General features: G+C 62.4%; 21 protein-coding genes. 11 read left to right on the top strand and 10 right to left on the bottom strand.

Annotation, left to right across the window (positions count from 1 at the left end):
- Positions 1-20: 20 nt before the first annotated feature.
- The 9 genes from GSR16_RS11265 (at position 21) to GSR16_RS11225 (ending at position 8,259) form a co-directional block, all read left to right on the top strand.
- Positions 21-800, top strand: a complete 780-nt coding sequence (locus GSR16_RS11265) for an IclR family transcriptional regulator (RefSeq protein ID WP_159877416.1) — start codon at positions 21-23, stop codon at positions 798-800.
- Between the two features lie 134 nt (positions 801-934).
- A complete protein-coding gene (locus GSR16_RS11260) occupies positions 935-2,041 on the top strand; it encodes a 4-oxalomesaconate tautomerase (RefSeq protein ID WP_159877414.1) in 1,107 nt (368 codons plus the stop codon).
- Positions 2,038-3,063 (top strand): amidohydrolase family protein, encoded by a 1,026-nt coding sequence (locus GSR16_RS11255; RefSeq protein ID WP_159877286.1) that lies wholly within the window; start codon positions 2,038-2,040, stop codon positions 3,061-3,063. The genes GSR16_RS11260 and GSR16_RS11255 overlap by 4 nt, the downstream gene beginning before the upstream one ends.
- 75 nt (positions 3,064-3,138) lie before the next feature.
- Complete coding sequence (ligK, locus tag GSR16_RS11250) at positions 3,139-3,822, top strand: 4-carboxy-4-hydroxy-2-oxoadipate aldolase/oxaloacetate decarboxylase (protein ID WP_159877412.1); 684 nt, start codon at positions 3,139-3,141, stop codon at positions 3,820-3,822.
- Positions 3,823-3,832: 10 nt separating this feature from the next.
- Positions 3,833-4,765 carry an amidohydrolase family protein gene (locus GSR16_RS11245; protein WP_159877410.1) on the top strand — a complete coding sequence of 311 codons (933 nt, stop codon included), beginning with the start codon at positions 3,833-3,835 and terminating at the stop codon, positions 4,763-4,765.
- Between the two features lie 9 nt (positions 4,766-4,774).
- Complete coding sequence (ligA, locus tag GSR16_RS11240) at positions 4,775-5,218, top strand: protocatechuate 4,5-dioxygenase subunit alpha (RefSeq protein ID WP_159877408.1); 444 nt, start codon at positions 4,775-4,777, stop codon at positions 5,216-5,218.
- A 1-nt stretch (position 5,219) separates the two neighbouring features.
- Positions 5,220-6,101 (top strand): class III extradiol dioxygenase subunit beta, encoded by an 882-nt coding sequence (locus tag GSR16_RS11235; protein ID WP_159877406.1) that lies wholly within the window; start codon positions 5,220-5,222, stop codon positions 6,099-6,101.
- 12 nt (positions 6,102-6,113) lie between these two features.
- Positions 6,114-7,061 carry a Gfo/Idh/MocA family oxidoreductase gene (locus GSR16_RS11230; RefSeq protein WP_205677414.1) on the top strand — a complete coding sequence of 316 codons (948 nt, stop codon included), beginning with the start codon at positions 6,114-6,116 and terminating at the stop codon, positions 7,059-7,061.
- 190 nt (positions 7,062-7,251) lie between these two features.
- Complete coding sequence (locus tag GSR16_RS11225) at positions 7,252-8,259, top strand: aldo/keto reductase (protein ID WP_159877404.1); 1,008 nt, start codon at positions 7,252-7,254, stop codon at positions 8,257-8,259.
- 341 nt (positions 8,260-8,600) lie between these two features.
- On the opposite strand, the gene GSR16_RS11220 is transcribed toward GSR16_RS11225, so the two are convergent.
- Positions 8,601-9,443, bottom strand: a complete 843-nt coding sequence (locus GSR16_RS11220; RefSeq protein WP_159877402.1) for a class III extradiol dioxygenase family protein — start codon at positions 9,441-9,443, stop codon at positions 8,601-8,603.
- 2 nt (positions 9,444-9,445) lie between these two features.
- Entirely contained in the window at positions 9,446-9,796 is a 351-nt protein-coding gene (locus tag GSR16_RS11215) for a protocatechuate 4,5-dioxygenase subunit alpha (RefSeq protein ID WP_045844910.1), read from the bottom strand.
- Positions 9,797-9,880: 84 nt separating this feature from the next.
- Between GSR16_RS11215 and GSR16_RS11210 the strand changes: the two genes are divergently transcribed.
- Positions 9,881-10,798, top strand: a complete 918-nt coding sequence (locus GSR16_RS11210; protein ID WP_159877400.1) for a LysR family transcriptional regulator — start codon at positions 9,881-9,883, stop codon at positions 10,796-10,798.
- Positions 10,799-10,915: 117 nt separating this feature from the next.
- On the opposite strand, the gene GSR16_RS11205 is transcribed toward GSR16_RS11210, so the two are convergent.
- The 3 genes from GSR16_RS11205 to GSR16_RS11195 form a co-directional block, all read right to left on the bottom strand.
- Positions 10,916-11,779 (bottom strand): sugar phosphate isomerase/epimerase family protein, encoded by an 864-nt coding sequence (locus GSR16_RS11205; protein ID WP_159877398.1) that lies wholly within the window; start codon positions 11,777-11,779, stop codon positions 10,916-10,918.
- 1 nt (position 11,780) lies between these two features.
- The gene (locus GSR16_RS11200; protein ID WP_159877396.1) at positions 11,781-12,614 is read right to left on the bottom strand and encodes a 4-hydroxyphenylpyruvate dioxygenase family protein; all 834 of its coding nucleotides are present in this window, start codon (positions 12,612-12,614) and stop codon (positions 11,781-11,783) included.
- Between the two features lie 62 nt (positions 12,615-12,676).
- Complete coding sequence (locus GSR16_RS11195; RefSeq protein ID WP_159877394.1) at positions 12,677-13,540, bottom strand: shikimate dehydrogenase; 864 nt, start codon at positions 13,538-13,540, stop codon at positions 12,677-12,679.
- A gap of 235 nt (positions 13,541-13,775) precedes the next feature.
- On the opposite strand from GSR16_RS11195, the gene GSR16_RS11190 reads away from it, so the two are divergent.
- On the top strand, positions 13,776-15,701 hold the full coding sequence (locus GSR16_RS11190) for a bifunctional sugar phosphate isomerase/epimerase/4-hydroxyphenylpyruvate dioxygenase family protein (RefSeq protein WP_159877392.1): 1,926 nt from the start codon (positions 13,776-13,778) through the stop codon (positions 15,699-15,701).
- A 77-nt stretch (positions 15,702-15,778) separates the two neighbouring features.
- Here GSR16_RS11190 and GSR16_RS21335 read toward each other — a convergent pair whose 3' ends face one another.
- The 5 genes from GSR16_RS21335 to GSR16_RS11165 are packed head-to-tail and all read right to left on the bottom strand — an operon-like array spanning position 15,779 to position 23,309.
- The gene (locus GSR16_RS21335; RefSeq protein ID WP_276608551.1) at positions 15,779-15,910 is read right to left on the bottom strand and encodes a hypothetical protein; all 132 of its coding nucleotides are present in this window, start codon (positions 15,908-15,910) and stop codon (positions 15,779-15,781) included.
- Entirely contained in the window at positions 15,907-17,268 is a 1,362-nt protein-coding gene (locus GSR16_RS11180) for an SEL1-like repeat protein (protein WP_159877390.1), read from the bottom strand. The genes GSR16_RS21335 and GSR16_RS11180 overlap by 4 nt, the downstream gene beginning before the upstream one ends.
- Complete coding sequence (locus tag GSR16_RS11175; protein ID WP_159877388.1) at positions 17,265-18,608, bottom strand: SEL1-like repeat protein; 1,344 nt, start codon at positions 18,606-18,608, stop codon at positions 17,265-17,267. The genes GSR16_RS11180 and GSR16_RS11175 overlap by 4 nt, the downstream gene beginning before the upstream one ends.
- Positions 18,601-20,676 (bottom strand): phospholipase D-like domain-containing protein, encoded by a 2,076-nt coding sequence (locus GSR16_RS11170; RefSeq protein WP_159877386.1) that lies wholly within the window; start codon positions 20,674-20,676, stop codon positions 18,601-18,603. Before GSR16_RS11170 ends, GSR16_RS11175 begins: the two co-directional genes overlap by 8 nt.
- Entirely contained in the window at positions 20,673-23,309 is a 2,637-nt protein-coding gene (locus GSR16_RS11165) for a type VI secretion system Vgr family protein (RefSeq protein ID WP_159877384.1), read from the bottom strand. Before GSR16_RS11165 ends, GSR16_RS11170 begins: the two co-directional genes overlap by 4 nt.
- Positions 23,310-23,361 lie beyond the last annotated feature (52 nt).

The raw sequence follows: 23,361 nt of genomic DNA, 5'->3' as shown, positions 1-23,361 counted from the left end.
ACTCAGCAAGGAGAAACGACATGGCAGGCAGTATGGAGCGTTCGCTGGCAATCCTGGAATTGCTGGCCCGTAATGGCGGGCAACTGCCGCTGCATGTCATTGCCGACACCCTCAACATGCCGCGCAGTGGTGCGCACCGGCTGCTGGCCATGCTGATCGAGCAGGGCTATGTGCGCCAGCATGCGGAGAAGGGCGAATACCAGCTTTCGCTCAAGCTGGTTTCGCTGGGGCTGATCTATCTGTCCACCAGCGGCGTGGCCGATGTGTCGCAGCCGATTCTGGAAAACCTGGCGCGCAGTTCCGGCGAGCTGGCGCGGTTGGGCATCATCGAAAACGAGTTGATCACCTTTGTGGCCAAGGCGCAGGGCGCACGCTCCGGCCTGCGCTACGACCCGGACATGGGCAGCAACCCGCCGCTGTTCTGTACCGCCAGCGGCCCGGCCTGGCTATCCAGGCTGGACGATGAACAGGCCTTGCAGATTGTCGCCCGGCAGGGCTTTGGCAATGGTTACGACTACGGCCCCAATGCCCCGCGCACCATTGCCGCCTTTCTGGAGGTGCTGCATGCCACCCGCAAGCGTGGCCATGCGGTGGCGGTGGACAGTTACGAACCGGGCATGACCTCGCTGGCTGCGCCCATCATCAACCCGCTCAACCAGAAGGTGGTGGGCGTGGTAACACTGGCCGGCCCCACCAGCCGCATTCCGGCCGAGCGCCTGCCGGAGCTGGGCAGCCTGTTGCAGGATGCCGCGCGCGAGCTGGGTGAAGCCTCGCTGGGTTCGCTGTACTTCAAGTCCTGATTTACGCTGTTTTTTCATAGCTGGCCCGCCAGTCGGGCCATTACCATTGCTGTGCTCGATGTATAGCAAACTGCTATATCTGCTAGAGCGATAGCGCTCTTTTTTTATGCAATGCGCGGGAACACAATCCTCGCATGCAAACCTCTATCCCGACTCTGTTCATGCGTGGCGGTACCTCACGCGGGCCCTTCTTCCTGGCAGACGACCTGCCGCAGGATCAGGCATTGCGCGACCGTGTGCTGCTCGCTGTCATGGGCTCTCCCGACCGCCGCCAGATTGACGGTCTGGGTGGAGCACACCCGCTGACCAGCAAGGTCGGCATCATCTCCCGCGGCAGTCAGCCCGGTGTGGATCTGGACTTCCTGTTTGCCCAGCTGCAGCCGGACAAGGACACGGTGGATACCACCCCCAACTGCGGCAATATGCTGGCGGCGGTGGTTCCCTTTGCGCTGGAGCGCGGACTGGTAACGGCGCAGGGCGAAACCAGCACCTTCCGCGTGCTCACCCTCAATACCGGCATGCAGTGCGACGTGACGGTACAAACGCCGGGCGGCCAGATGCGCTACGACGGCGAAGCCCGTATCGACGGCGTGCCTGGCAGCGCCTCGCCCATCACCATCAACTTTCTGGATACCGCCGGTTCGGTGTGTTCCGGCCTGCTGCCCACCGGCAAGGTGAAGGATGTGGTGCAGCTGGACGGCGTGGGCGCGCTGGAAATCACCTGTATCGACAATGGCATGCCGCTGGTGATGCTGCGCGCTGCCGATCTGGGCCGCAGCGGTTACGAAAGCGTGGCCGAGCTGAATGCCGACACCGAACTGAAAACCCGGCTGGAAGCGTTGCGCCTGCAATGCGGCCACCTGATGGGCCTGGGCGATGTCAGCAACAAAACCTATCCCAAGATGTGCCTGATTGCCCCGCCGCGCGACGGCGGCAGCATCAGCACCCGTTGTTTCATTCCGCACGTCTGCCACGACGCCATCGGCGTGCTGGCGGCAGTGACGGTCGGCACAGCCTGCGTGCTGGAAGGCTCGGTCACCGACGGCATCGCGCAGATGCAGGCCGGCCACCAGCATCTGGTGTCGGTGGAACACCCGACCGGCGAATTCTCCGTGGACCTGGAGCTGGACCCGGAAAACCCGCAACACGTCATCCGCGCAGCGCTGCTGCGCACTGCACGGCTCATCATGCGCGGAGAGGTCATGATTCCCTCCGCCATCTGGAAAGGACAGCAAGCATGATCATCGACATTCACGGTCACTACACCACCGCCCCCAAGGCGCTGGAAGACTGGCGCAAACGCCAGATCGACAACCTCTCCACGCCCGAACTGGGCCCCAAGCCCTCCGAGCTGAAGATCTCCGACGACGAGCTGCGCGACACCATCGAAAGCAACCAGTTGCGGCTGATGAAGCAGCGCGGCTCCGACCTCACCATCTTCAGCCCGCGCGCCAGCTTCATGGCCCACCACATCGGTGACTTCAACACCTCGTCCACCTGGGCGGCCATCTGCAACGAACTGTGCTACCGCGTCAGCCAGCTGTTCCCCGAGCACTTCATCGGTGCGGCCATGCTGCCGCAGTCGCCCGGTGTCGATCCGGCCACCTCCATCCCGGAGCTGGAGCGCTGCATCAAGGACTACGGCTTTGTCGGCATCAACCTCAACCCGGACCCGTCCGGCGGCCACTGGACCAGCCCGCCGCTGTCCGACCGCCACTGGTACCCCATCTACGAAAAAATGGTGGAGTACGACATTCCGGCCATGGTGCACGTGTCCACCAGCTGTAACTGTGCCTTCCACACCACCGGCGCGCACTACCTGAACGCGGATACCACCGCCTTCATGCAATGCCTGACTTCGGACCTGTTTAGCGATTTCCCCACGCTGCGCTTTGTCATTCCGCACGGCGGCGGCGCCGTGCCCTACCACTGGGGCCGCTTCCGCGGGCTGGCGCAGGAAATGAAAAAGCCGCTGCTCAAGGACCACCTGCTCAACAACATCTTCTTTGACACCTGCGTCTACCACCAGCCGGGCATCGACCTGCTGACCAAGGTTATCCCGGTGGACAACGTGCTGTTTGCCAGCGAAATGATTGGCGCGGTACGCGGCATCGACCCGGAAACCGGCCACTACTACGACGACACCAAGCGCTACATCGAAGCGGCAGCACTGAGCGATGCCGAGCGGCAGCAAATCTTTGAAGGCAATGCCCGACGCGTGTATCCGCGACTGGATGCGGCCCTGAAAGCCCGCGGCCGGTAAGGCTGGCAAAAGCCCCGCTGACACCCAGGGCTTTTGTTCACCTGGCAGATAAAACAGATTAAGGAAGACAACACCATGTACGAACTCGGAGTGGTATACCGCAACATCACCCGCGCCGACCGCGCCGCCGCCGATGCGCTGGCAGCCCTCGGCTCGGCCACCGTGCACGAAGCCATGGGCCGCGTTGGCCTGCTCAAGCCCTATATGCGCCCCATCTTTGCCGGCAAGCAGGTATCCGGCACCGCGGTCACCGTGCTGCTGCAACCGGGCGACAACTGGATGCTGCACGTGGCGGCAGAACAGATTCAGCCGGGCGACATCGTGGTGGCAGGCGTCACCTCGGAATGCACCGACGGCTACTTTGGCGACCTGCTGGCCACCAGCTTCCAGGCACGCGGCGCGCGGGCGCTGATCATCGACGCCGGCGTGCGCGACGTCAAAACCCTGCAGGAAATGGACTTCCCGGTCTGGAGCCGCGCCATCAGCAGCAAAGGCACCATCAAGGCCACGCTGGGCTCGGTGAATATCCCGGTGGTGTGCGCCGGCATGCTGGTACATCCGGGCGATGTGATTGTGGCGGACGACGACGGCGTGGTGTGCGTACCGGCCGCCCGTGCAGTGGAAACGCTGGCGGCGGCGCAAAAGCGCGAATCGTTCGAGGGCGAAAAACGCGCCAAGCTGGCTTCCGGCGTGCTGGGCCTGGACATGTATGCAATGCGCGAGCCGCTGGCCAAGGCCGGTCTGCGTTATATCGACTGAGGACGACAGCATGAGCAAACCCGTAAGTGGCGACTTCAGCAAAACCGCAGGCTGGCTGGACTGGTTTGACGGCCCGGCCAAACCGGCCTTCACCCTGCCGGCTGGTGCAGTGGATGCCCACTGTCACGTCTTCGGACCGGGGGCGGAGTTTCCCTATGCACCGGAACGTAAATACACCCCGTGTGACGCCAGCAAGGCAGACCTGTTTGCCCTGCGCGACCATCTGGGCTTTGCCCGCAACGTGGTGGTGCAGGCCACCTGCCATGGTGCCGACAACCGTGCCATGGTGGATGCCTGCCGCGCCAGCAATGGCAAGGCGCGTGGCGTGGCCACCGTCAAGCGTGCAGTGAGCGATGAAGAGCTGCAAAGCCTGCACGATGCCGGTGTGCGCGGCGTGCGTTTCAATTTCGTCAAACGTCTGGTGGATTTCACCCCCAAGGACGAGTTGATGGAAATTGCCAGCCGTATCGCCAAGCTGGGCTGGCATATTGTGGTGTATTTTGAAGCACAGGACCTGCCGGAACTGTGGGACTTCTTCACCAACCTGCCCACCACCGTGGTGGTGGACCACATGGGCCGACCAGATGTCAGCCTGCCGGTGGATGGGCCGCAGTTTGAATTGTTCGTGAAACTGATGCGCGAACATGACAATATCTGGTCCAAGGTCAGCTGCCCGGAACGCCTGAGTGTGACTGGCCCCAAGGCGCTGGATGGCGAACGCCATGCCTACCACGACGTGATTCCCTTTGCCCGCAAGCTGGTGGAAACCTTCCCCGACCGCGTGCTGTGGGGCACCGACTGGCCGCACCCCAATCTGAAAGACCATATGCCCGACGATGGCCTGCTGGTGGATTTCATCCCCCATATCGCGCCGACGCCGGAGTTGCAGCAACAACTGCTGGTCACCAACCCCATGCGCCTGTACTGGCCGGAAGAATGCTGAGGAGCCGCCATGGCTTTGGACAAACCGTATAAAGACGTGCCCGGCACCATCATTTTCGATGCCGAGCAAAGCCGCCTGGGCTACTGGCTGAACCAGTTTTGCACCAGCCTGATGAAGGCGGAAAACCGCGCCCGCTTTCTGGCCGACGAACGCGCCTATCTCGACGAATGGCCGATGACGGAAGAACAGAAGCTGGCGGTGATGGCACGCGACCTTAACTGGTGCATGCGACTGGGCGGCAATATCTACTTCCTGGCGCGCATCGGCGCCACGGATGGCAAGAGCTTCCAGCAAATGGCAGGCTCCATGACCGGCATGAGCGAAGAGGAATACCGTGCCATGATGATGGCCGGTGGTCGCTCGGTGGAAGGCAATCGCACCATCGGCGAAGACGGCGACGCCCAGGCGCACCGCCAACCGCAAGGCGCTGCTGGTAAAAAGGAAAGCAACTGATATGGCACGCATCACCGCATCCGTTTTCACCTCCCATGTGCCCGCCATCGGCGTGGCCATGGACCTGCACAAGACGCAGGAAGACTACTGGCAGCCGCTGTTTGCCGGTTACGACTTCTCCAAGCAATGGATGAAGGACAACAAGCCGGACGTGATTTTCCTGGTGTACAACGATCACGCCACCGCCTTCAGCCTGGACATGATTCCCACCTTCGCCATTGGCACGGCTGCCGAGTACAAACCGGCCGATGAAGGCTGGGGCGCGCGCCCGGTGCCGGTGGTGAAGGGGCATCCGCAACTGGCCAGCCATATTGCGCAAAGCGTGATCCAGCAGGATTTCGACCTCACCATCGTCAACAAGATGGACGTGGACCACGGCCTGACCGTGCCGCTGTCGCTGATGTGCGGCGAGCTGGACCCGGTGAAGGACGCCTGGCCCTGCCCGGTGATTCCGTTTGCCGTCAACGTGGTGCAGTACCCGGTGCCCTCCGGCCAGCGCTGCTTTGCGCTGGGCCAGGCCATCCGCAAGGCGGTGGAGAGCTTTGACGAAGACATCAATGTGCATATCTGGGGCACCGGCGGCATGAGCCACCAGCTGCAGGGCGCACGCGCCGGGCTGATCAACCGCGAGTGGGACAACAACTGGCTGGACCTGATGATCAACGACCCGGTGGCCTGCGCCAGGGTGCCGCATATCGACTATGTGCGTGAAGCCGGCAGCGAAGGCATCGAACTGGTGATGTGGCTGATTGCCCGCGGCGCGATGGCCGACGTGAACAACGGAGAGCGCAGCGGCCCGCTGCCGCACGTGGCACACCGCTTCTATCATGTGCCGGCCTCCAATACCGCCGTGGGTCACGCCATTCTGGAAAACAAGGAATAAGGAATCCCTGTCATGACAATCAAAGTAGCTCTGGCTGGCGCAGGTGCCTTCGGCATCAAGCATCTGGACGGCATCAAGAATATTGCCGATGTGGAAGTGGTATCGCTGATTGGCCGCGACCTGGCCAAAACCCGCGAAGTGGCCGACAAATACGGTGTGGCCCATGTCACGGATGACCTGAACGAAACCCTAGCCATCAAGGAAGTGGACGCCGTCATCCTGTGTACGCCCACCCAGATGCACGCTGGTCAAACCGCAGCCTGCCTTAAGGCCGGCAAGCACGTGCAGGTGGAAATTCCGCTGGCTGACACCCTGGCCGGTGCCGAGGCTGCTGCCGCGCTGCAACAGGAAACCGGCCTGGTTGCCATGTGCGGTCACACCCGCCGCTTCAACCCCAGCCACCAGTACGTGCACAACAAGATTACCGCCGGCGAGTTCAACATCCAGCAGATGGATGTGCAAACCTATTTCTTCCGCCGCACCAATATGAACGCGCTGGGCCAGCCGCGCAGCTGGACCGACCACCTGCTGTGGCACCACGCCGCCCACACCGTGGACCTGTTTGCCTATCAGGCTGGCAGCCCCATCGTGAAGGCCAATGCCATCCAGGGTCCGGTTCACCCGGAACTGGGCATCGCCATGGACATGTCCATCCAGCTGAAAGCCGCCAACGGTGCCATCTGCACGCTCAGCCTGTCGTTTAACAACGACGGCCCGCTGGGGACTTTCTTCCGTTACATCGGCGACACCGGCACTTACATTGCCCGCTACGACGACCTGGTGAACGGTAAGGAAGAGAAGATCGATGTATCGCATGTGGCCGTATCGATGAACGGCATCGAGCTGCAAGACCGCGAATTCTTTGCCGCCATCCGCGAAGGCCGCGAGCCCAACTCCAGCCTGCGCCAAGTATTGCCGTGCTATCAGGTGCTGCATGCGCTGGAGCAGCAGCTGGTGTGAGGCGCTGCTGACAAAAAGCTGCACCCCAGGGATGCTGCGCTTTTTTCTTGGCAGCTCCTGATTTGATTAGCTTCTTTTGAAATACCTTTTGTAAGCGACCCTCCTGAGCAAGGCAGTCCGGTTTGTTTCAAACCGGCTGACCTTGTCTTTTTCTTGCAGGGTCCCCGTCAGACAGCGCAAGGACAGTTCCATGAAACAGCGACAGCTTGGCCCGTTTACCGTTTCTGCCATCGGCCTTGGCTGCATGAATCTCAGTCACGCCTATGGCGTGCCACCGTCTGCCGAGCAGGGTGGCCAGGTATTGCTGGCGGCGCTGGATGCAGGCGTCACCCTGTTTGATACCGCCGCGCTGTACGGTTTTGGTGCCAATGAAGAGCTGGTGGGCCGTGTATTGAAGCCCTATCGTCAGCAGATTGTGCTCACCAGCAAGTGCGGCATGACCGGGGTGGAAGGCAAACGGGTGATAGACGGCAGGCCGGACACCCTGCGCCAGACCTGCGAGGAGAGCCTGCGCCGCCTGCAAACCGATGTGATTGACCTCTACTACCTGCACCGCTGGGACCGTCAGGTGCCGATTGAAGATTCGGTTGGCGCGCTGGCTGATCTGGTGGCTGCGGGCAAGATCCGCAGCATCGGCCTGTCCGAGGTTTCCGCAGCCACGCTGGCACGCGCCCAGGCGGTGCACCCGATTGCCGCGGTGCAGAGCGAATACTCGCTGTGGACGCGCAATCCGGAAATCGCCCTGCTGGATGCCTGCCGCGCCCAGAACGTGGCCCTGGTAGCCTTCAGCCCGCTGGGCCGTGGTTTCCTGGCCGGTGGCGTGCGTGACCCGTCCGGCTTTGCCGCCAACGACATCCGCCGCGCCATGCCGCGCTTCCAGGCTGAACACTTTAGCCGCAACCTGCGCCTCTTGGATGCATTGCAGGGGCTGGCCACCGAAACCGGCTTTACCCTGGCCCAACTGGCCATGGGCTGGCTGCTGGCGCAAAGCGAGCAGGTGATTCCGATTCCGGGCACCAGCAATGTGTCGCATCTGCAGGAAAACCTGTCGGCCGATACGGTGACGCTGGGCATGGAAGTGCTGACCCGTCTGGACACCATCGTCAATGAAAACACCGTGAGCGGTGCGCGCTACAACGCTGCCACCCAGCAGGAAATCGACACCGAGGAATTTGGCGTTTCTGTTCAGCCAGCCTGATAGCCGGGCAGGAGATGACCACACCATTGCTTCCATCTGGGGTGTGAACCCATGCCGACGGGGTGTTCCTGTCGGCCTTTTTTTGCCTGCAAAGCCACAGTTGGCATATCTCGCCTTCTAACAGGAAGGCGAGGCTCCCTTGCAGGGCAAGGGCGGGGGGTTTGGGAATAGATGGGAGGCTGCCGATTCCATAGGTGAAATGAAGAGGCCCGGCTTTGCCGGGACCTGTGGAACCGTATCCGATCACCTTCTTTGCAGCCGGCCGGCACAAGGCCGGGTGTTCAGCGAAGGAGGAGAATTGCTGACAACAGTGTAGGGGTTTACTGCAACTGCCCGGTGACTCAGGCGACCGGTTCCAGCAACATCACACCGGCAGCCGTGTTGGAAATCGGCAGATGGTAGGTGTTTTGCAGCGCGCGCACATCGCCCTTGATGGTGGCGCGGGCGGCAAGCCACATCAGCAGCTCGATGCCTTGCGAGCCGGTATGCTCCACCAACTGCTCCACCGTGTACTGGGTGGCCCACTTGGGGTTGTCCACCAGGCTTTGCATGAATTGCAGGTCGAAGGGCTTGTTGATGAAACCGGCGCGTTCGCCATCCAGCTGGTGTGACAGGCCGCCGGTGCCGATCACCACCACGCGGGCGTCGGAATCCCAGGCACTGATGGCTTCGCCAATGGCCTCGCCCAGCTTGTAGCAGCGGCTGGCCGAGGGAATGGGGAACTGCACGGTGTTGATGCACACCGGCACCACCTTGATCGGGCAGGCGCCTTCTTGCGGCCACAGCAGTTTCAAGGGCAGGGTGAAGGCATGGTCCACCAGCATTTCCTGACAGGTGGTGAGGTCGAATTCCTTGTTCACCAGCTGCTTGATGAGGTGCCAGGACAGCTCGGTGTCACCAGTAAACGGCGGCAGGGTGGGAATGCCCCAGCCTTCGTCGGCATTGCGGTATTGCGGCGCGGCACCCACCGAGAAGGTGGGCATCTTGTCCAGGAAGAAATTCAGGCCATGGTCGTTGTACACCACCACGGCGACATCGGGTTTCACTTCGTCCAGCCAGCGATGGATGGGCGGGAAAGCGTCGAAAAACGGCTTCCAGTACGGTTCATTCTGCAGATTGCCGGCAATGGCACGGCCGATGGCCGGAACGTGGGAGGTAACGATGCTGCCTACGATTTTTGCCATGATTATTGTCCCGCGTTCAGGAGTTTCTGTTTGAATTCGTCTTTGCTCATGCCGGTTTGCTGGGCACCGATGTCCTGCACGTCCAGGCCGAAGATGCCGGCAAACTTGGCCAGGTAGTAAACATTGCCGCCCGCGGCAATCAGTTGCAGCACATTGCGGCTTTGCACCGCAGCCAGTTGCGGTGCGGTCAGGCCGAAGCGGGCGCAGTAAGCGGCTTCGTCGGCCTTGAAGGCGTCGCGGTTGGCCTTATCGTTGAAGGAAAAGCACATCTTGTTGAGGGCATAACCCTTCTGCGCCTGAATGTCGTCAAACAGGGTGGTTCCCGGAATGGAAACGCGTTGTTGCTCCGCCATCACTTGTTCTCCCTTATTGATTCTGGTGAGTTCAGTGTCCCTGTTTGATGTGTGGAGATAAATGCAGTAAACCGAATGGCATAGATGAAAAATTTCGATCATTTGCAGTTGGATGGCCGGCTGCTGCAATTACTGCTGACGGTGATGGAGGAGCGCTCGGTCACCCGTGCGGCAGAGCGGTTGGACATGACCCAGTCCGCAGTCAGCCATGCGCTGGACAAGCTGCGGCTGATTGTGGATGACCCGCTGTTTGTGAAGTCCGGCCGCGGCATCTCGCCCACGGTACGGGCCGAGGCGCTGGCCCAGCACGCGCGCAGCCTGCTGGAAGACATGCGCCGCTTTGTCAGTGCCGCCAGTTTTGATCCGGCCCGTTTGCAGCGCACCATCAGCATTGCCGCCAACGATTTGCAACGGGATTTGCTGCTGCCGCGCCTGCTGGGGCTGTTGCAGGCGGAAGCGCCGGGCGTGTCGCTGCGGGTGCTGCCCTCCGGCATCCCCACGGTGGAGATGCTGCGCAGTGATGAGTGCGATCTGGTGATTACCCCGCGCCCGCCGGATGGCAGCGACATCGTGCAAAAGCGTTTGTTTGCCGACCACTACCGGGTGTTTTACGACGCAGGCTGCCGTGCGGCACCGGCCAGTCTGGACGACTATCTGGCGGCCGAGCACGTTACGGTGGGCTACACACCGCCGCGCATGCTGGATATTGATGATTTTCTGGCCGGGCAGGGGGTAAGGCGGCGCATTGCCGCCTGGCTACCGGGCTTTGCCGGCATCGCGCCTTTTGTGCAGGGCAGTAGCAGGCTGGCTACTTTGCCCGGCTTGCTGGCCAGCAACCTGCTGGCGGGGCTGGCCAGTTGTGCGCCGCCGCTCTCTTGCCCGGACATGCCGATGTATCTGGTATGGCACCAGCGCCATCGCCACGACCCGCTGCATATCTGGCTGCGCCAGCGGCTGGAGCAGGTGACGCAGCAGGCGCTGGCGGCGCAACTGCCGCGATGATACAGAGCGGCTAACAAAATAGCCTAGCGTCCCTGCGGCAAGGCGCGCCGCCGCCGACCGTACATAAAAGTAGGGCAAGCAGGCGCAAGGCTGCAGCAGGGGTTTTGTCAGCCGCGCTTAGCAGCCGCTGTCCTGCAGGCGCTGGCTGACGGTGCGGCACAGCCAGTCCACCGAACGGGCGGCGCGGCTGGCCACACTGTGCGCGTCCTGGGTAAGAAATTCGTCATTGGCCACTTCAAAGGCGTAATTGCCCTGATAGCCGGCCATTTCCAGCCGTACCAGCATGTCCACCACCGCCATGCTGTGTACGCCTTCGCCGGGGAAGGAGCGCTGGTGGCGCGAGATATGCACCATTTCTTCGAGCAGCGGCAGGTAGTCGCTCATGGCGTCGGACAACTGCACCAGAAACAGCTTGTGCATGGGGATGCGGTACAGCTCATCCAGCGGAATGCCCCGGGCAAACAGGTGGAAGCTGTCCAGCACCAGGCCCACGTTCTGCCGGTTCACCATTTCCACCACCTGCCATGCCGTGTGGTAGTCGTGTACATAGCGGCCCCAGGCCAGCGGCTCGAAGCCGATGCGGATGCCCAGGGGCGTTGCCAGCGTCGACAGCAGGCGCAGATGGGCGGCGGTGGTTTCCAGGTCGCCCACCGCATTGGGCGAGGTGGTGGCCGATACCACCAGCAGCTCGGCCCCCACCTGCTGCATCATGCGCATCATGGTTTTGGCCAGGTCTATCTTGTATTCCAGAAAGCGGCCGCTCATGCCTTCGAAGTCGCGCAACGCCTCGAAGCCGATCACCTTCATGCCGCTGTGGCGCACCGTGCGCACGGTTTGTGCCAGGCCGCCTTCCTGTTCGTTCATCAGGTCCTGCGCCCACAGCGTGAGGCGGGAGAAACCGGCGGCGGACATGGCCTGCAGCTTGTCTTGCAGCTTGCCCTGCAAGGGGGCGGTATCAATGGCAAAGCGGCTGGCGTCCATCTCAGTTCCCCTGTTCGTTGCTGATGGCAAATTGCAGCAAGCCGGCATGCTCCAGCGCGTGCCGGACCAGTTGTTGCGGGCCGGACAGGCCCAGCCCCTGTTGTTGCAGTTGCTGGCGGGTGAGGGCCATGTCATGGCTGGCCAGGGTGACGCCGGTCATGCCCTCGCTGATGCCATGCTCCAGCACGGCGGCCTGCAAGCGCAGCTGGATCTTGCTGCAAGGGCTTAGCAGCAGGCGGCTGTCGGCTGTGCTGTCACTGGCGGATTCGGCAAAACCGAACAGGTGCTGGTAGAAGTCCTGCCAGTCGCCAATGCGCTCGCCCGGTATGCTCTGGGTCAGCAGGCTGATGCGGCTCAGTCCGGCATCCTTGGCTTGGCTGTCCGGGTTCAGCGGCAGGAAGTCCACATCGTAAATGGAGTGCTCGCCATAGCGGTCTACCAGATACAGCAGCGAACCGCCCACACCCTGGAATGCCGGAATATGCAATTCCATCACCCCGGTGCCCGTGTCCACTTCCCATGCCCCCAGCTCGCGGGCGCGCAAGGTGGCTGCGCGTGCATCCTTCACCCGCAGCGCAATGGCGCAAATGCTGTGGCCACGCTGCTGGGCGTAATGCTGGGCAAAACTGTCCGGCTCGGCGTTGACGATGAAATTGATGTCACCCTGACGGTACAACAGCACCTGTTTGGAACGGTGCCGGGCGGTACAGCGAAAACCCATGGCCTGCAGCAGCTGGCCAAGGGCTGTCGGGTCGGTGGTGGCAAATTCAACGAATTCGATGCCGTCCGTGCCCATGGGGTTGGGCCGGCTGCTAAAGGGAAGGGTGTCGGACATGGGGAACCTGTCTGGTAAGGGCTGCGGGTTCAACAAGAGCTTGCCGGTTCAATCTGTCAGTTTCAGTCGCTGAGGCTGGCAAAGTGCCGGACCATGCGCTGGGCATCCGGGGTCAGGCCGCTGAACAGGCGGAATGCGCCTGCAGCCTGATACACCACCATGCCACCGCCATTCATGGTAGCGCAGCTCAGCGCATTTGCGGCCTGAAGCAGTGCGGTTTCGCGTGGGAAATAAATTACATCCGCCACCCATAGCGCCGGATGCAGCCATTCCACCGGCAGCGGCAGGCCGGGGTGGCCCTGCATGCCAATCGGCGTGGCCTGGATCAGCCCGTCGGCGCTGGCCAGTTCTCCGGCCACATCGTCGGCTACCACCACCCGCCCTGCGCCAAAGCGCTGGTTCAGCCGCTGTGCCAGTGTGCTGGCGCGCGCCGGGTCGGCATCGTGCAGTGCCAGTCTTTGCGCACCCAAGGTCAGGATGGCGTGGGCCACGGCAGCACCGGCACCACCGGCACCCACTTGTACCACCTTGTCCAGCCTGGCCTGCGGCCATTGCTGCTGGAAGGACTGGGCAAAGCCCCACCAGTCGGTGTTGTGGCCAATGCGTTTGCCATCACGCAACTGCACGGTATTCACCGCGCCAATGGCGGCGGCATCGTCCGACAGGCTGTCCAGACAGGCCAGCACGGTTTGCTTGAACGGGTGAGTGATGTTGCAGCCGGCATAGCCCACGGTCTGCATGGCGGTCAGCAGCGTGTCCAGCTCGGCAGCGCTGGTGTCCTGCGGCAGGTCGTGTAATTGATACAGACAGCGCAGGCCCAGCTGGCGTGCTTCTTCTTCATGCAGCTGTGGCGAGCGCGAGCCCTGGATGCTTTGGCCGATCAGGCCCAGCAGCAGCGTGCTGGCAGCGGAGGTGGATGCAGGCATGTGTTGGTCTTTTTTGCTTGATTGCCGCGGCGGGCGGCATGCACCCCGCACACGGCACAGGCCGTGAGCGGGATGGCGGGAACAGGGAAACGCACTGGTGCAGTGAAAATTTTCACGCTAAGATTGAAATGTACCTGTTGGTACGAAATAAGTAAACCGGCAGCATCGCCAGTACTACACACAGACCCAGAGCGGTGCGCCGCCAGCGCCAGTTTCCCCATTGAGGATGACCACCATGCAACACTGTATTGCCACCGTTTCTCTGAGCGGAACCCTACCCGAGAAACTGGAGGCGATTGCCGCTGCCGGCTTTCAGGGCGTAGAAATCTTTGAAAACGACCTGCTGTATTTTGATGGCTCGCCACGGGATGTGCGCCGCCTGTGTCAGGAGCTGGGCTTGCAGATCATGCTGTTCCAGCCTTTCCGTGACTTCGAAGGCTGCCGCCGCGACCGTCTGCAACACAATCTGGAACGGGCCGAACGCAAGTTCGAGCTGATGCACGAGCTGGGTACCGACCGCATCCTGGTGTGCAGCAATGTGCAGCCGGATGTGATCCGCGATAACGCGGTGCTTGCCGACGACCTGCACCAGCTGGCCGAGCTGGCGGCAAGGCATGAAGTGCTGGTGGGTTACGAGGCGCTGGCCTGGGGCCAGCATGTCAATTCCTACCGTCAGGTGTGGGATATCGTCAAAACCGTGGACCATCCCAATCTGGGCGTGATTCTGGACAGCTTCCACACCCTGTCACTCAAGGATGATTTGTCGCGCCTGCCGGAGATTCCGGGCGACAAGATCGTATTCCTGCAACTGGCCGATGCACCCATTCTCAATATGGACGTGCTGGAGTGGAGCCGTCATTTCCGCTGCTTCCCCGGTCAGGGCGAGTTTGACCTGCCGGCCTTCCTTGGCCCCATCCTGCAAAGCGGCTATCAGGGCCCGCTGAGTCTGGAAATCTTCAATGACGGCTTCCGTGCCGCACCTACTGGCGGCACCGCGGCAGATGGTCGCCGTGGCTTGCTGTATCTGGAAGAAACCACCCGTGCCCAGCTGGCTGCCAGCGCGGAACCCAGTGCCGCCGCCGTGCTGCCGCAGCTGTTTGTGCCGGCGCCGCAGCCGCAGTACGACGGGGTGGAGTTTCTGGAATTCGCCGTGGACGAGGCCGCCGCCAGCCGCCTGGCGCGCTGGTTCGGCAAACTGGGCTTTGCCCATGCCGGGCAGCACAAGTCGAAAAGCGTCAACCTGTACCGTCAGGGGGGCATCAACCTGATTCTCAACTCCGAGCCGGACTCCTTCGCCAACGCCTTCTTCGTGGCACATGGCCCGTCCTTGTGCGCGTCCGCCTTCCGGGTGAATGACAGCGCCCAGGCGCTGCAACGCGCCAAGCAGTATCGCGCCCGCTCGTTTGAAAGCCGCGTCGGCCCCAACGAGCGGCAGATTCCCGCCGTGCGTGCGCCGGATGGCAGCCTGCAATACCTGGTGGACCCCGGCGCTGACGGCAGCAGCATTTACCAGTCCGACTTCGACATGCTGCCGGGTGCCGCAGGCAAGCAAGGCCTGCTTACCAGCATCGACCACTTCGCGCTGGGCCTGCCAGCGGAAACCATGGACGCCTGGATGCTGTTCTTCCGCGCCGTGTATGGCTTCAAGGCCGAAAACGAACATGTGCTGCCCGACCCCTACGGACTGGTGAAAAGCCGGGTGTTGCACAGCCCGGATGGCAGCATCCGCATTCCGCTCAATATCTCGGAAAACCGCAATACCGCCATTGCCCGTTCGGTTTCCACCTATCGCGGTTCCGGTGTGCAGCACATTGCCTTTGCCACCGACGACATCTTTGCCGCCGTGGCAGCAGCGCGCGAAAGCGGCGTGCCCCTGCTGGAAATTCCGCGTAATTACTACGACGACCTGGCGGCGCGCTTCGATCTGCCGGATGAATTTGTCGCCAGCCTGGCCGCGGCCAACATCCTGTACGACCGCGATGCACAAGGCGGTGAAATGCTGCATGTGTACACCGCCCAGTTTGAAGATCGCTTCTTCTTCGAACTGCTGCAACGTCGCGCTGGTTACCAGCAATACGGTGCCGCCAATGTGGCGGTGCGCCTGGCCGCACAGGCCCAGTCGCGTGCCCGGCAGCAGGCGCGCAGCAACTGGTATGACTGATAGGACCGGGCTGGACTGATCCTGCCACGATGCAAAAGGGACACGTAACACGTGTCCCTTTTTTTATTGCCAGCTTCTTACTTCAGCGGCGACACCGCCGTGGGCAGGGCAATGGTGGCGTGCATGTCGGTGGTGAGCCAGGCCGGGCCACCCTTGGGCGGCCAGATGCCGGCGGCGACAGCTTCACCACGGATGCGGCGGCTTTTCACAGGTAGCCGACCAGTTGCCACTGCACTGGTTCGATGCGTTGTTCATAGCCACGCCAGCGCTGCAACAGCCGGGGGTAGTGCGTGGTGTGGGGTGGCAGGATGTTGCCCTGCAAGAAGATGCGCACCACCTGGTTGGCGTGCAGGTCGGCATACTGCCCCTGAATGCTGTCCGCTGGAAACAGCACTTGCCAGTGTCCGGTTTGCGGACAGGTCTCGCCGCTGTGGCACAGGGTGCCGATGGGCAGGGCGTCCGGGCTGGGCGGTGGAACGGCCAGGGAAGCGGCCTGGGCTTTTTGCGCGGCTTGCGCCTTGGGGTCGGGTCGCCCGGTAGCCGGGTCCAGCGCCTTGGCTACGGCCAGTTCGCGGATACGTTGCTCTGGCGGCAGCGGTGGCGGGACGTTGGCTTCAAAATCTTTCAGCCACTGGATCTTGCCATCCCACGGTGGCAGCGGTGCGGGCGGCAAGGGGACGATGCTGTCCAGCTCGGGGACTTTGGGATGCAGATAGGAATAGACACCGAGGAGGTAGCTTATTTTTTCATAACGCTGTGTCCGCTCGGCGTCTTTGGGGACGGCCAGATTCTTGGGATGGCCATCGGCAAAACCGTCTGCCAACCACGTAGCACCAGATGGGTCACCCGCCTTGGTGGCCAAGGTGAAATATTTGACCGCTGCGGCATATTGGCCTTCTCCTTGCATCTGAACACCATACTCAAGTCCGGCGCGGCCATGGCCTTGTTCGGCGGCACACTTTTTCATGGATTTGCCAATTTCAAACTCGACAGGGTGGTCGATGGTGAGATTCATCAGTTTTTCCCCGATCGCATACTGCGCTTCCGGGTTACCCAAGTCTGCGGCCTTGCGCTGGTATTGCAGCGCCAGCAGGCTGTCGGCCTTGACGCCATAGCCTTGTTGCAGCAGCTGCGCCATATCGTAGTAGCCGCCGGGGATACCTTGCTGGATCAGTCGCTCGGTCAGTGTCACCACTTCCTGTACCGGGTGTTCGCTGACTGCCTGGCCGGCGCGCAGCATGCCACGCAGTTCCAGATTGGCCTGGTAATGGTCATAGGCGGTGGCGATGCGCAGCAGGCGTTCCATTTGCGGATAGCGCAGCGGGTCTTCCTGTTGCAGTTGCTGGCGCTTCAGCCAGCGGGTATGGCGGTAGAGCTGGTCGGCCTCGGGGTCGAGCGCGGGCAGGCGGTCTTTCTCGTAGGCACAGGTAAAGGCAAGTTGGTCTTGCACGGTGGGCAGCGCGGGCATGGTGGTGGCTTTCGGGGTGGCGTCCGCTGCATTGCACGCCCCTAGCGCCAGCACCAGCCACAGCCCCGCTAGCCCAGGCAGGGAGATGGGGCGTTTCATCGCAGGTAGCCCACCAGTTGCCACTGCACTGGTTCGATGCGTTGTTTATAGCCACGCCAGCGCTGCAACAGCCGGGGGTAGTGCGTGGTGTGGGGTGGCAGGATGTTGCCCTGCAAGAAGATGCGTACCACCTGGTTGGCGTGCAGGTCGGCATACTGCCCCTGAATGCTGTCCGCTGGAAACAGCACTTGCCAGTGTCCGGTTTGCGGGCAGGTTTCGCCGCTGCCACACAGGGTGCCGATGGGCAGGGCGTCCGGGGTGGGCGGTGGAACGGCCAGTTGCGCGGCCTGGGCTTTTTGCGCGGCTTGTGCCTTGGGGTCGGGTCGCCCGGTGGCCGGGTCCAGCGCCTTGGCTGCGGCCAGTTCACGGATACGTTGTTCTGTTGGCAGCGGTGGCGGGACGTTGGCTTCAAAGTCGCGCAGCCACTGGATCTTGCCATCCCACGGCGGCAGTGGCGCGGGTGGCAAGGGGACGATGCTGTCCAGCTCCGGCACTTTGGGATGCAGGTAGGAGTAGATGTTGAGTATGTAGCGAATTTCTTTATAGCGCCGTGCCCGTTCTTCATCTTTGGGGACGGCCAGATTTTTGGGATGGCCATCGGCAAAACCGTCTGCCAACCACGTAGCACCAGATGGGTCACCAGCCTTGGTGGCCAAGGTGAAATATTTGACCGCTGCGGCGTATTCGCCTTTTCTTTGCATTCGTATGCCATATTCCACCCCGGCCCTACCATGGCCTTGCTCCGCGGCACAGGCAATCATTTGATAACCCACGGCGTACACTTCTGGTTTATCGACATCGGTCAGCTTGTCGCCCACGGCATACTGCGCTTCCGGGTTACCCAAGTCCGCGGCCTTGCGCTGGTATTGCAGCGCCAGCAGGCTGTCGGCCTTGACGCCATAGCCTTGTTGCAGCAGTTGCGCCATATCGTAGTAACCGCCGGGGATGCCTTGCTGGATCAGTCGCTCGGTCAGTGTCACCACTTCCTGTACCGGGTGTTCGCTGATTGCCTGGCCGGCACGCAGCATGCCACGCAGTTCCAGATTGGCCTGGTAATGGTCATAGTCGGTGGCGATGCGCAGCAGGCGTTCCATTTGCGGATGGCGCAGCGGGTCTTCCTGTTGCAGTTGCTGGCGTTTGAGCCAGCGGGCATGGCGGTAGAGCTGGTCGGCCTCGGGGTCGAGCGCGGGCAGGCGGTCTTTCTCGTAGGCACAAGTAAAGGCAAGTTGGTCTTGCACGGTGGGTAGCGCGGGCATGGCGGTAGCTTTCGGATTGGCGTCAGTAGGGTGGCAGGCGGCCAGCCACAGGCTGGCCAGCAGCAGAGCGGTGCGCTTAATCACTATTGCTCCTTTCGGCGGAGCGGCGCAGCATGCCGCGCAGCGCGGCGATGGGTGGTCGTTTGTTCTGCTCTGCAAATTTGTTGGCATTGATGATTTTTTGCCAAGCTTCATGGGCTTGGTAGGCCGGTTCAAAGCGTCCCATTCCTTCTGGATTGGCCTTGTTGCGTGCTTGTGCCAATTCAGGACTATCCGAACTACCCAATCCGGTTGGTCGGCTGGTATGCATGCCCCATAGCTTGCGGCGCAGCGCACGGGCGATGTCGCTGTGGTTGGTCAGCAGATTGAGTTCGCTGTCCACTTCCATGCTGCGGGTGTTGATATTGGCCGAGCCCAGGGTGGTAAAGCAGTCGTTCACCAGCATCAACTTGGCGTGGATATAGGTTTCGCGCCAGTCGCCCGCCGGGGAATCCGGTGCCACCAGGGTGCAGATCAGGGTTTTCAGGCCGGGGATGTCCACGGTGGGGATGTCCACGTCCTGGCCTTTGGCAATGGCTTCGGCTTCGGCCTTGCGTTGTTCGTAGCTGGCCTGGGCTTGCTGGTATTCGGCCTTGGCCTGTTGTAACTGGGTCTTGATCAAGGCCTGGCTGGCGGGCTCGTTCTTGGGGTAGAGCACGGGGTTGTTGAGCACCAGCCGCGCCAGTTTCATTTTTTGTTCGGCCTGGCCCAGCCGGGCCTGGGCATCGTCCATCTCGTAGGCCTTGCTGACGCCGGGCATGGTGTCGCGGCGGCCCAGCGCCGCCAGCATGCGGTAGGTGTTGACGCTGCCTTTGCCCACCCCATCGTCAGTGGAGTTGGTGATGACAAAAAGGTAGATGGGTGCCTGGCGGCGGGCTTGCTGCTGGGCGCGGGCGGCGGCCTTGATTTTGTCGGCCAGCGGTGGAAAGCGGAAATACTGGTTTTCGATAAAGATGTAGCTGGTGACATTGTTCACCGCCTGGTAATAGGCGCGCTTGATGTCCTGCACCATGGGCTTGGCCTGGGCCTGGGTGCGCACCAGTTGGACCGGGCAGGGAATCATGAAGCGCAGCGCATCGTTGCTGCCGCGCTTGAAAAAATACGGGTAGTCGCAAAACGTGCTGTCGGGGAGTTGCTCACCGCTTTCTTGCTTCCAGGCGGCGGCAAAGTTGTAGAACACATCGCCGACAATGGAGCCGCTCAGCAGTGCCGAAAAATCCTCACGCGGGCCAACGCTGCCATTTCGGCCCAGCCAGGGTTTGCGCACCCGGTAAGGGTGGGCGTCGCTGTCCCAGTATTCGTCCAGCAGGTTGTGGCCCATCACCAGGGCCCTGGCGTGCTGGGCATCGTCATAGTCCACCAGCACTGATTTCTGGTGGTGACTGGGGCCACCAGGCAGTGATTGCTTGGTGGTTTCCCAGCTCAGCCCGCGGTCGTCATGCGGCATGCTGGCAATACGCGCCCGTTCTTTCGCGGAAAACCCCCGGCTATAGAAATGCAGGTGTTGTGCGCGGACATCGCCCTTGCGCTTGCGCACATCTTTGTCATCGGCATACAGGCCGGGTGCTTGGTCGTCGTAGCGGTAATACCAGTCCTGATCATACTGATACTGTCCACGCCGGTCCGGGTCGGAGGGGGGCGCATCCTCCACTTCGTAGGGCGGGCGGTCCTTGATGCGCACGATCCAGCGGCCTGGGGTGTTGGACTCGCCCACCGCGTCCTGATGGCCAGTGACATTAACCTTCATGTTCAATGGGGTGGCGGCAAAGCACCGCACCCGTACGGTTACGCCTTGGGCCGCTTTGTGCTCCAGCAGCTTGCCCAGTTGCACCGGAAAGACTTCTGTCTTGCCGTCGATGACATAGCTCACCTGGTGGTGGCCATTGCGCACCAGGTACATGGACGGCTGAAACCCCCAGCAAATGATGCTGATAGTGCGCTTGGCGCGGGCCATGGTTTCGTGCAGGGTGGCAAAGGTTTGTTCACCATTGACCAGGATTTGCAGGCTGGAATTGTGGGTTGCGTATTCGGCGTGATCCACAAACCACGGCAGGGTGAGGGTGGCCGTTAGTGGCCCACGGGTGCAAATGGGAACGGTGGTGCTGGTGCTCATGCCTGGGGCTCCTCGTCATCGTTGCTCTTCAGTAGCTGTGCCTGGTGGGTGCGTGCATCGGTTTGATAGGTGACACGGCCAGAGTCGGGAGCAGGGCCTAGTACCTGCTTGTGCAGCCCGGCATTGGCCAGCTGGCCCTTGGCCGGATCGCGCAGTTCGCTGACCAGCGGAATCTGGTATTCGCTGCCATTGGCCAGCGTCAGGGTGTAGTGCTGCACGCCAGGCTCGTGGGTGAGCGGCAGCTGCATGGCATCACTCATCAGCCCTTGCTGCACGGTGGCGGCCCCGGCTTTCAGGGTGTAGGGCATGCCAGCCCATTCACTGGTCTGGCCAAACGGCGATTGCGCCAGCACAAACGGCAGCGGCGCCTTCACCTGCGACACCGGGAAGTCCGGCAGCCCCACACTCAGCTGCTGCTTGGATGTGACCGAGAAGCCGCCGTACACCGTAGTCTTCCCCAGCGTGCTGATGCCCTCGGCGGTAATGCGCAGCGCATTGCCGCCTACGCTCAGTACAATCTCCTCCTGCGCCGCCAGGCTGATCTTCTGCATGCTGCGGATTTGCGTGTCCTGGCGCGAGGACAGCAGCACGGCACCGCCTTGCGCCTGGATGTCGACATTGCCCTGGTTGGCAACCAGCTTGATGCCGGCCTTGGCGGCAAACAGGCTGATGGCCTGGCCGATGTTCACCACCAGCGACTTCAGCGCCGATACCCCCACGTGCTGCTGGGCGGTGAGCGCGATGTCCTGCCCGGCGGCGGCGTGCAGGCTGCCACCGGTAGTGAGCGCCATGCCGGCGGGGGCGCTGGCCAGCAGCACGGCCTGCTGCAAGTCCTTCACCTGCTGATTGAGCAAGTCCAACTGCGCTTGCAGCTGTAGCGGGTCGGCCTTGGCCTGGCTGGCGGCGCTGTTCAGGCTGTCGATGCTTTGATTGGCCCGCTCCAGTTGCTGTAGCGCCTGCGCCATGTCGCGTTGCAGGCCGCTGGCTCCCGGCTGGGCATGGGCGGACAGCAGCAGGCCTTTACCCGCACGGATGGCCCCCCACTGGTCGCTGCGCAACTCAAACCCTTCCCCGCGCGGCTGGCGCTGGGCGTCCACCAGGTGGCCGATATTGAGCTGGGTCTTGCCGTACTCGGTGGCCAGCTTGATGTGCTCCTTGCCCTGCAAGTCCTCCATGCGCAGCTTGTTGTGGGCGCGGGTGAGGATGACGTTGCGGGTGTGCCAGCCGCTGTCGATGTGATCCGGCTTGCTGCTGTCGTGCATGGCCGACGCGATATAGGGGCGGTCGATATCGCCATCGGTAAAGGCGATGTTGACGCGGGTGCCGGCGTGCAGGGGCAGGTGCAGGCCAAAGCCGCCGCCGGCAAAGGGTTTGGCCAGGCGTACCGGGCGCGAATCGCTGCCGGGGGGCCATGCATCCAGATCAAACAGAAAGCGCACCCGGTAGCGGCCATCGGCATCCAGAAAGGGATAGCGGTAGCTATTGTTGGCCGGGCTTACCACCATGGCGGGCAGGGTGCCGTGGATGCGTGGCTTGTCGCGCAGGGCCGGTCGCCAGATGCGGTCGGCAGGGATCACGCTGAACTGGTTGTGATAGGCCTGATCGCGCGCGCCCTGATGGCGCACGGCGGTGAGCAGCCAGCCGTGGGGGGCCTCGGCAAAGGCCTGGCTGAGGGTGAGCACGGCACCGGGGCGGCAGCGTAGTACATTACCGGCCCCCTCACCGCGACACTGACGGCTGAGCGACAGCTGGTGACGCAGCAGCGCCAGACGCAGGCCCTCGTCGGCATTGCGCTGCCCTTCGCCCCAGTCATCATCCAGCCCATGGGCCGCCGGGGTATCGTCGGGGCTGTCCACCCGGCTGGCCAGCGGGGTGCTGGCACTGCGGTAGTTGAAGTCACGGCGCTGCACGCTGTGCAGCATGGGCTGGTGGTGCAAGTCGAAACGGCGCACCACTTCGCGGCCGACGCCCTCCAGGCCGGCATCGGGGCTGAGGGGGATCATGGGCAGCAAGCCGCGCTGGTAATGCTCCAGATTGTCGCCAAAGGCCAGCAGCGCGCGGCCATCGTCAGCGGGGATCGCCTGATAGAACAGCCCGGCATCGGCGGCCAGACGCTGGATGAAATCCAGATCGCTCTCGCGATACTGGGTAATGTGCTCGAACAGCGGATAGTCGGCAGTCAGGTCCAACTGCAGGGCGCTGCCGGCCAGGCCATGCTGTTGCAGCACGGCTGCGATGACGGCGGGAATGCTCTGTTGCTGAAACAGCCGGGTGTGGCGGCCATCGGCGAGGGCGGCCAGGGGCGGGCCGATGCGAAAGCGGTAGCGGGTTTCCTGCTGATTGGTGTGCAGGCGGCTGGCGGCGCGCACCAGGCCCTGCCAGCGTCGGGTGTGGTCAGGGGTGGGTGGGGGCGTCAGGCCGGGGATGAGGGGCAGCGGATTGGCCTGGGGCGGAGTGATGGTAAAGGTGACGGGCTGGTGGATGAGGCAGGCGAGGGGGAGGTCTGCTTGTGGGGAAGTGACGGAGACCTCGAGCAGGAAGGGGGTGTCGAGGGCTTCGTCGAGGGTAAAGGCGAACACGGACAGGTCCAGCCCCAGGCGATCGGGGAAGGCTAGCTGATAGGGGTTGGGCATGAAGGAAACCGGGCAGTAGTGATGACATTGGCAATCATCAAAGCGCTCGCGC

It is taken from the genome of Aquitalea denitrificans (genome assembly GCF_009856625.1).
In the GTDB taxonomy this organism is placed as follows: domain Bacteria; phylum Pseudomonadota; class Gammaproteobacteria; order Burkholderiales; family Chromobacteriaceae; genus Aquitalea; species Aquitalea denitrificans.
Note: the sequence above shows the minus strand (reverse complement) of the source record. Positions and strands in the feature narration are given on the sequence as shown.

Coding starts and splice junctions, on each gene's coding strand:
- GSR16_RS11265 (WP_159877416.1), top strand. CDS start 21: ATGGCAGGCAGTATGGAGCGTTCGCTGGCAATCCTGGAATTGCTGGCC.
- GSR16_RS11260 (WP_159877414.1), top strand. CDS start 935: ATGCAAACCTCTATCCCGACTCTGTTCATGCGTGGCGGTACCTCACGC.
- GSR16_RS11255 (WP_159877286.1), top strand. CDS start 2,038: ATGATCATCGACATTCACGGTCACTACACCACCGCCCCCAAGGCGCTG.
- ligK (WP_159877412.1), top strand. CDS start 3,139: ATGTACGAACTCGGAGTGGTATACCGCAACATCACCCGCGCCGACCGC.
- GSR16_RS11245 (WP_159877410.1), top strand. CDS start 3,833: ATGAGCAAACCCGTAAGTGGCGACTTCAGCAAAACCGCAGGCTGGCTG.
- ligA (WP_159877408.1), top strand. CDS start 4,775: ATGGCTTTGGACAAACCGTATAAAGACGTGCCCGGCACCATCATTTTC.
- GSR16_RS11235 (WP_159877406.1), top strand. CDS start 5,220: ATGGCACGCATCACCGCATCCGTTTTCACCTCCCATGTGCCCGCCATC.
- GSR16_RS11230 (WP_205677414.1), top strand. CDS start 6,114: ATGACAATCAAAGTAGCTCTGGCTGGCGCAGGTGCCTTCGGCATCAAG.
- GSR16_RS11225 (WP_159877404.1), top strand. CDS start 7,252: ATGAAACAGCGACAGCTTGGCCCGTTTACCGTTTCTGCCATCGGCCTT.
- GSR16_RS11220 (WP_159877402.1), bottom strand. CDS start 9,443: ATGGCAAAAATCGTAGGCAGCATCGTTACCTCCCACGTTCCGGCCATC.
- GSR16_RS11215 (WP_045844910.1), bottom strand. CDS start 9,796: ATGGCGGAGCAACAACGCGTTTCCATTCCGGGAACCACCCTGTTTGAC.
- GSR16_RS11210 (WP_159877400.1), top strand. CDS start 9,881: ATGAAAAATTTCGATCATTTGCAGTTGGATGGCCGGCTGCTGCAATTA.
- GSR16_RS11205 (WP_159877398.1), bottom strand. CDS start 11,779: ATGGACGCCAGCCGCTTTGCCATTGATACCGCCCCCTTGCAGGGCAAG.
- GSR16_RS11200 (WP_159877396.1), bottom strand. CDS start 12,614: ATGTCCGACACCCTTCCCTTTAGCAGCCGGCCCAACCCCATGGGCACG.
- GSR16_RS11195 (WP_159877394.1), bottom strand. CDS start 13,540: ATGCCTGCATCCACCTCCGCTGCCAGCACGCTGCTGCTGGGCCTGATC.
- GSR16_RS11190 (WP_159877392.1), top strand. CDS start 13,776: ATGCAACACTGTATTGCCACCGTTTCTCTGAGCGGAACCCTACCCGAG.
- GSR16_RS11180 (WP_159877390.1), bottom strand. CDS start 17,268: ATGAAACGCCCCATCTCCCTGCCTGGGCTAGCGGGGCTGTGGCTGGTG.
- GSR16_RS11170 (WP_159877386.1), bottom strand. CDS start 20,676: ATGAGCACCAGCACCACCGTTCCCATTTGCACCCGTGGGCCACTAACG.
- GSR16_RS11165 (WP_159877384.1), bottom strand. CDS start 23,309: ATGCCCAACCCCTATCAGCTAGCCTTCCCCGATCGCCTGGGGCTGGAC.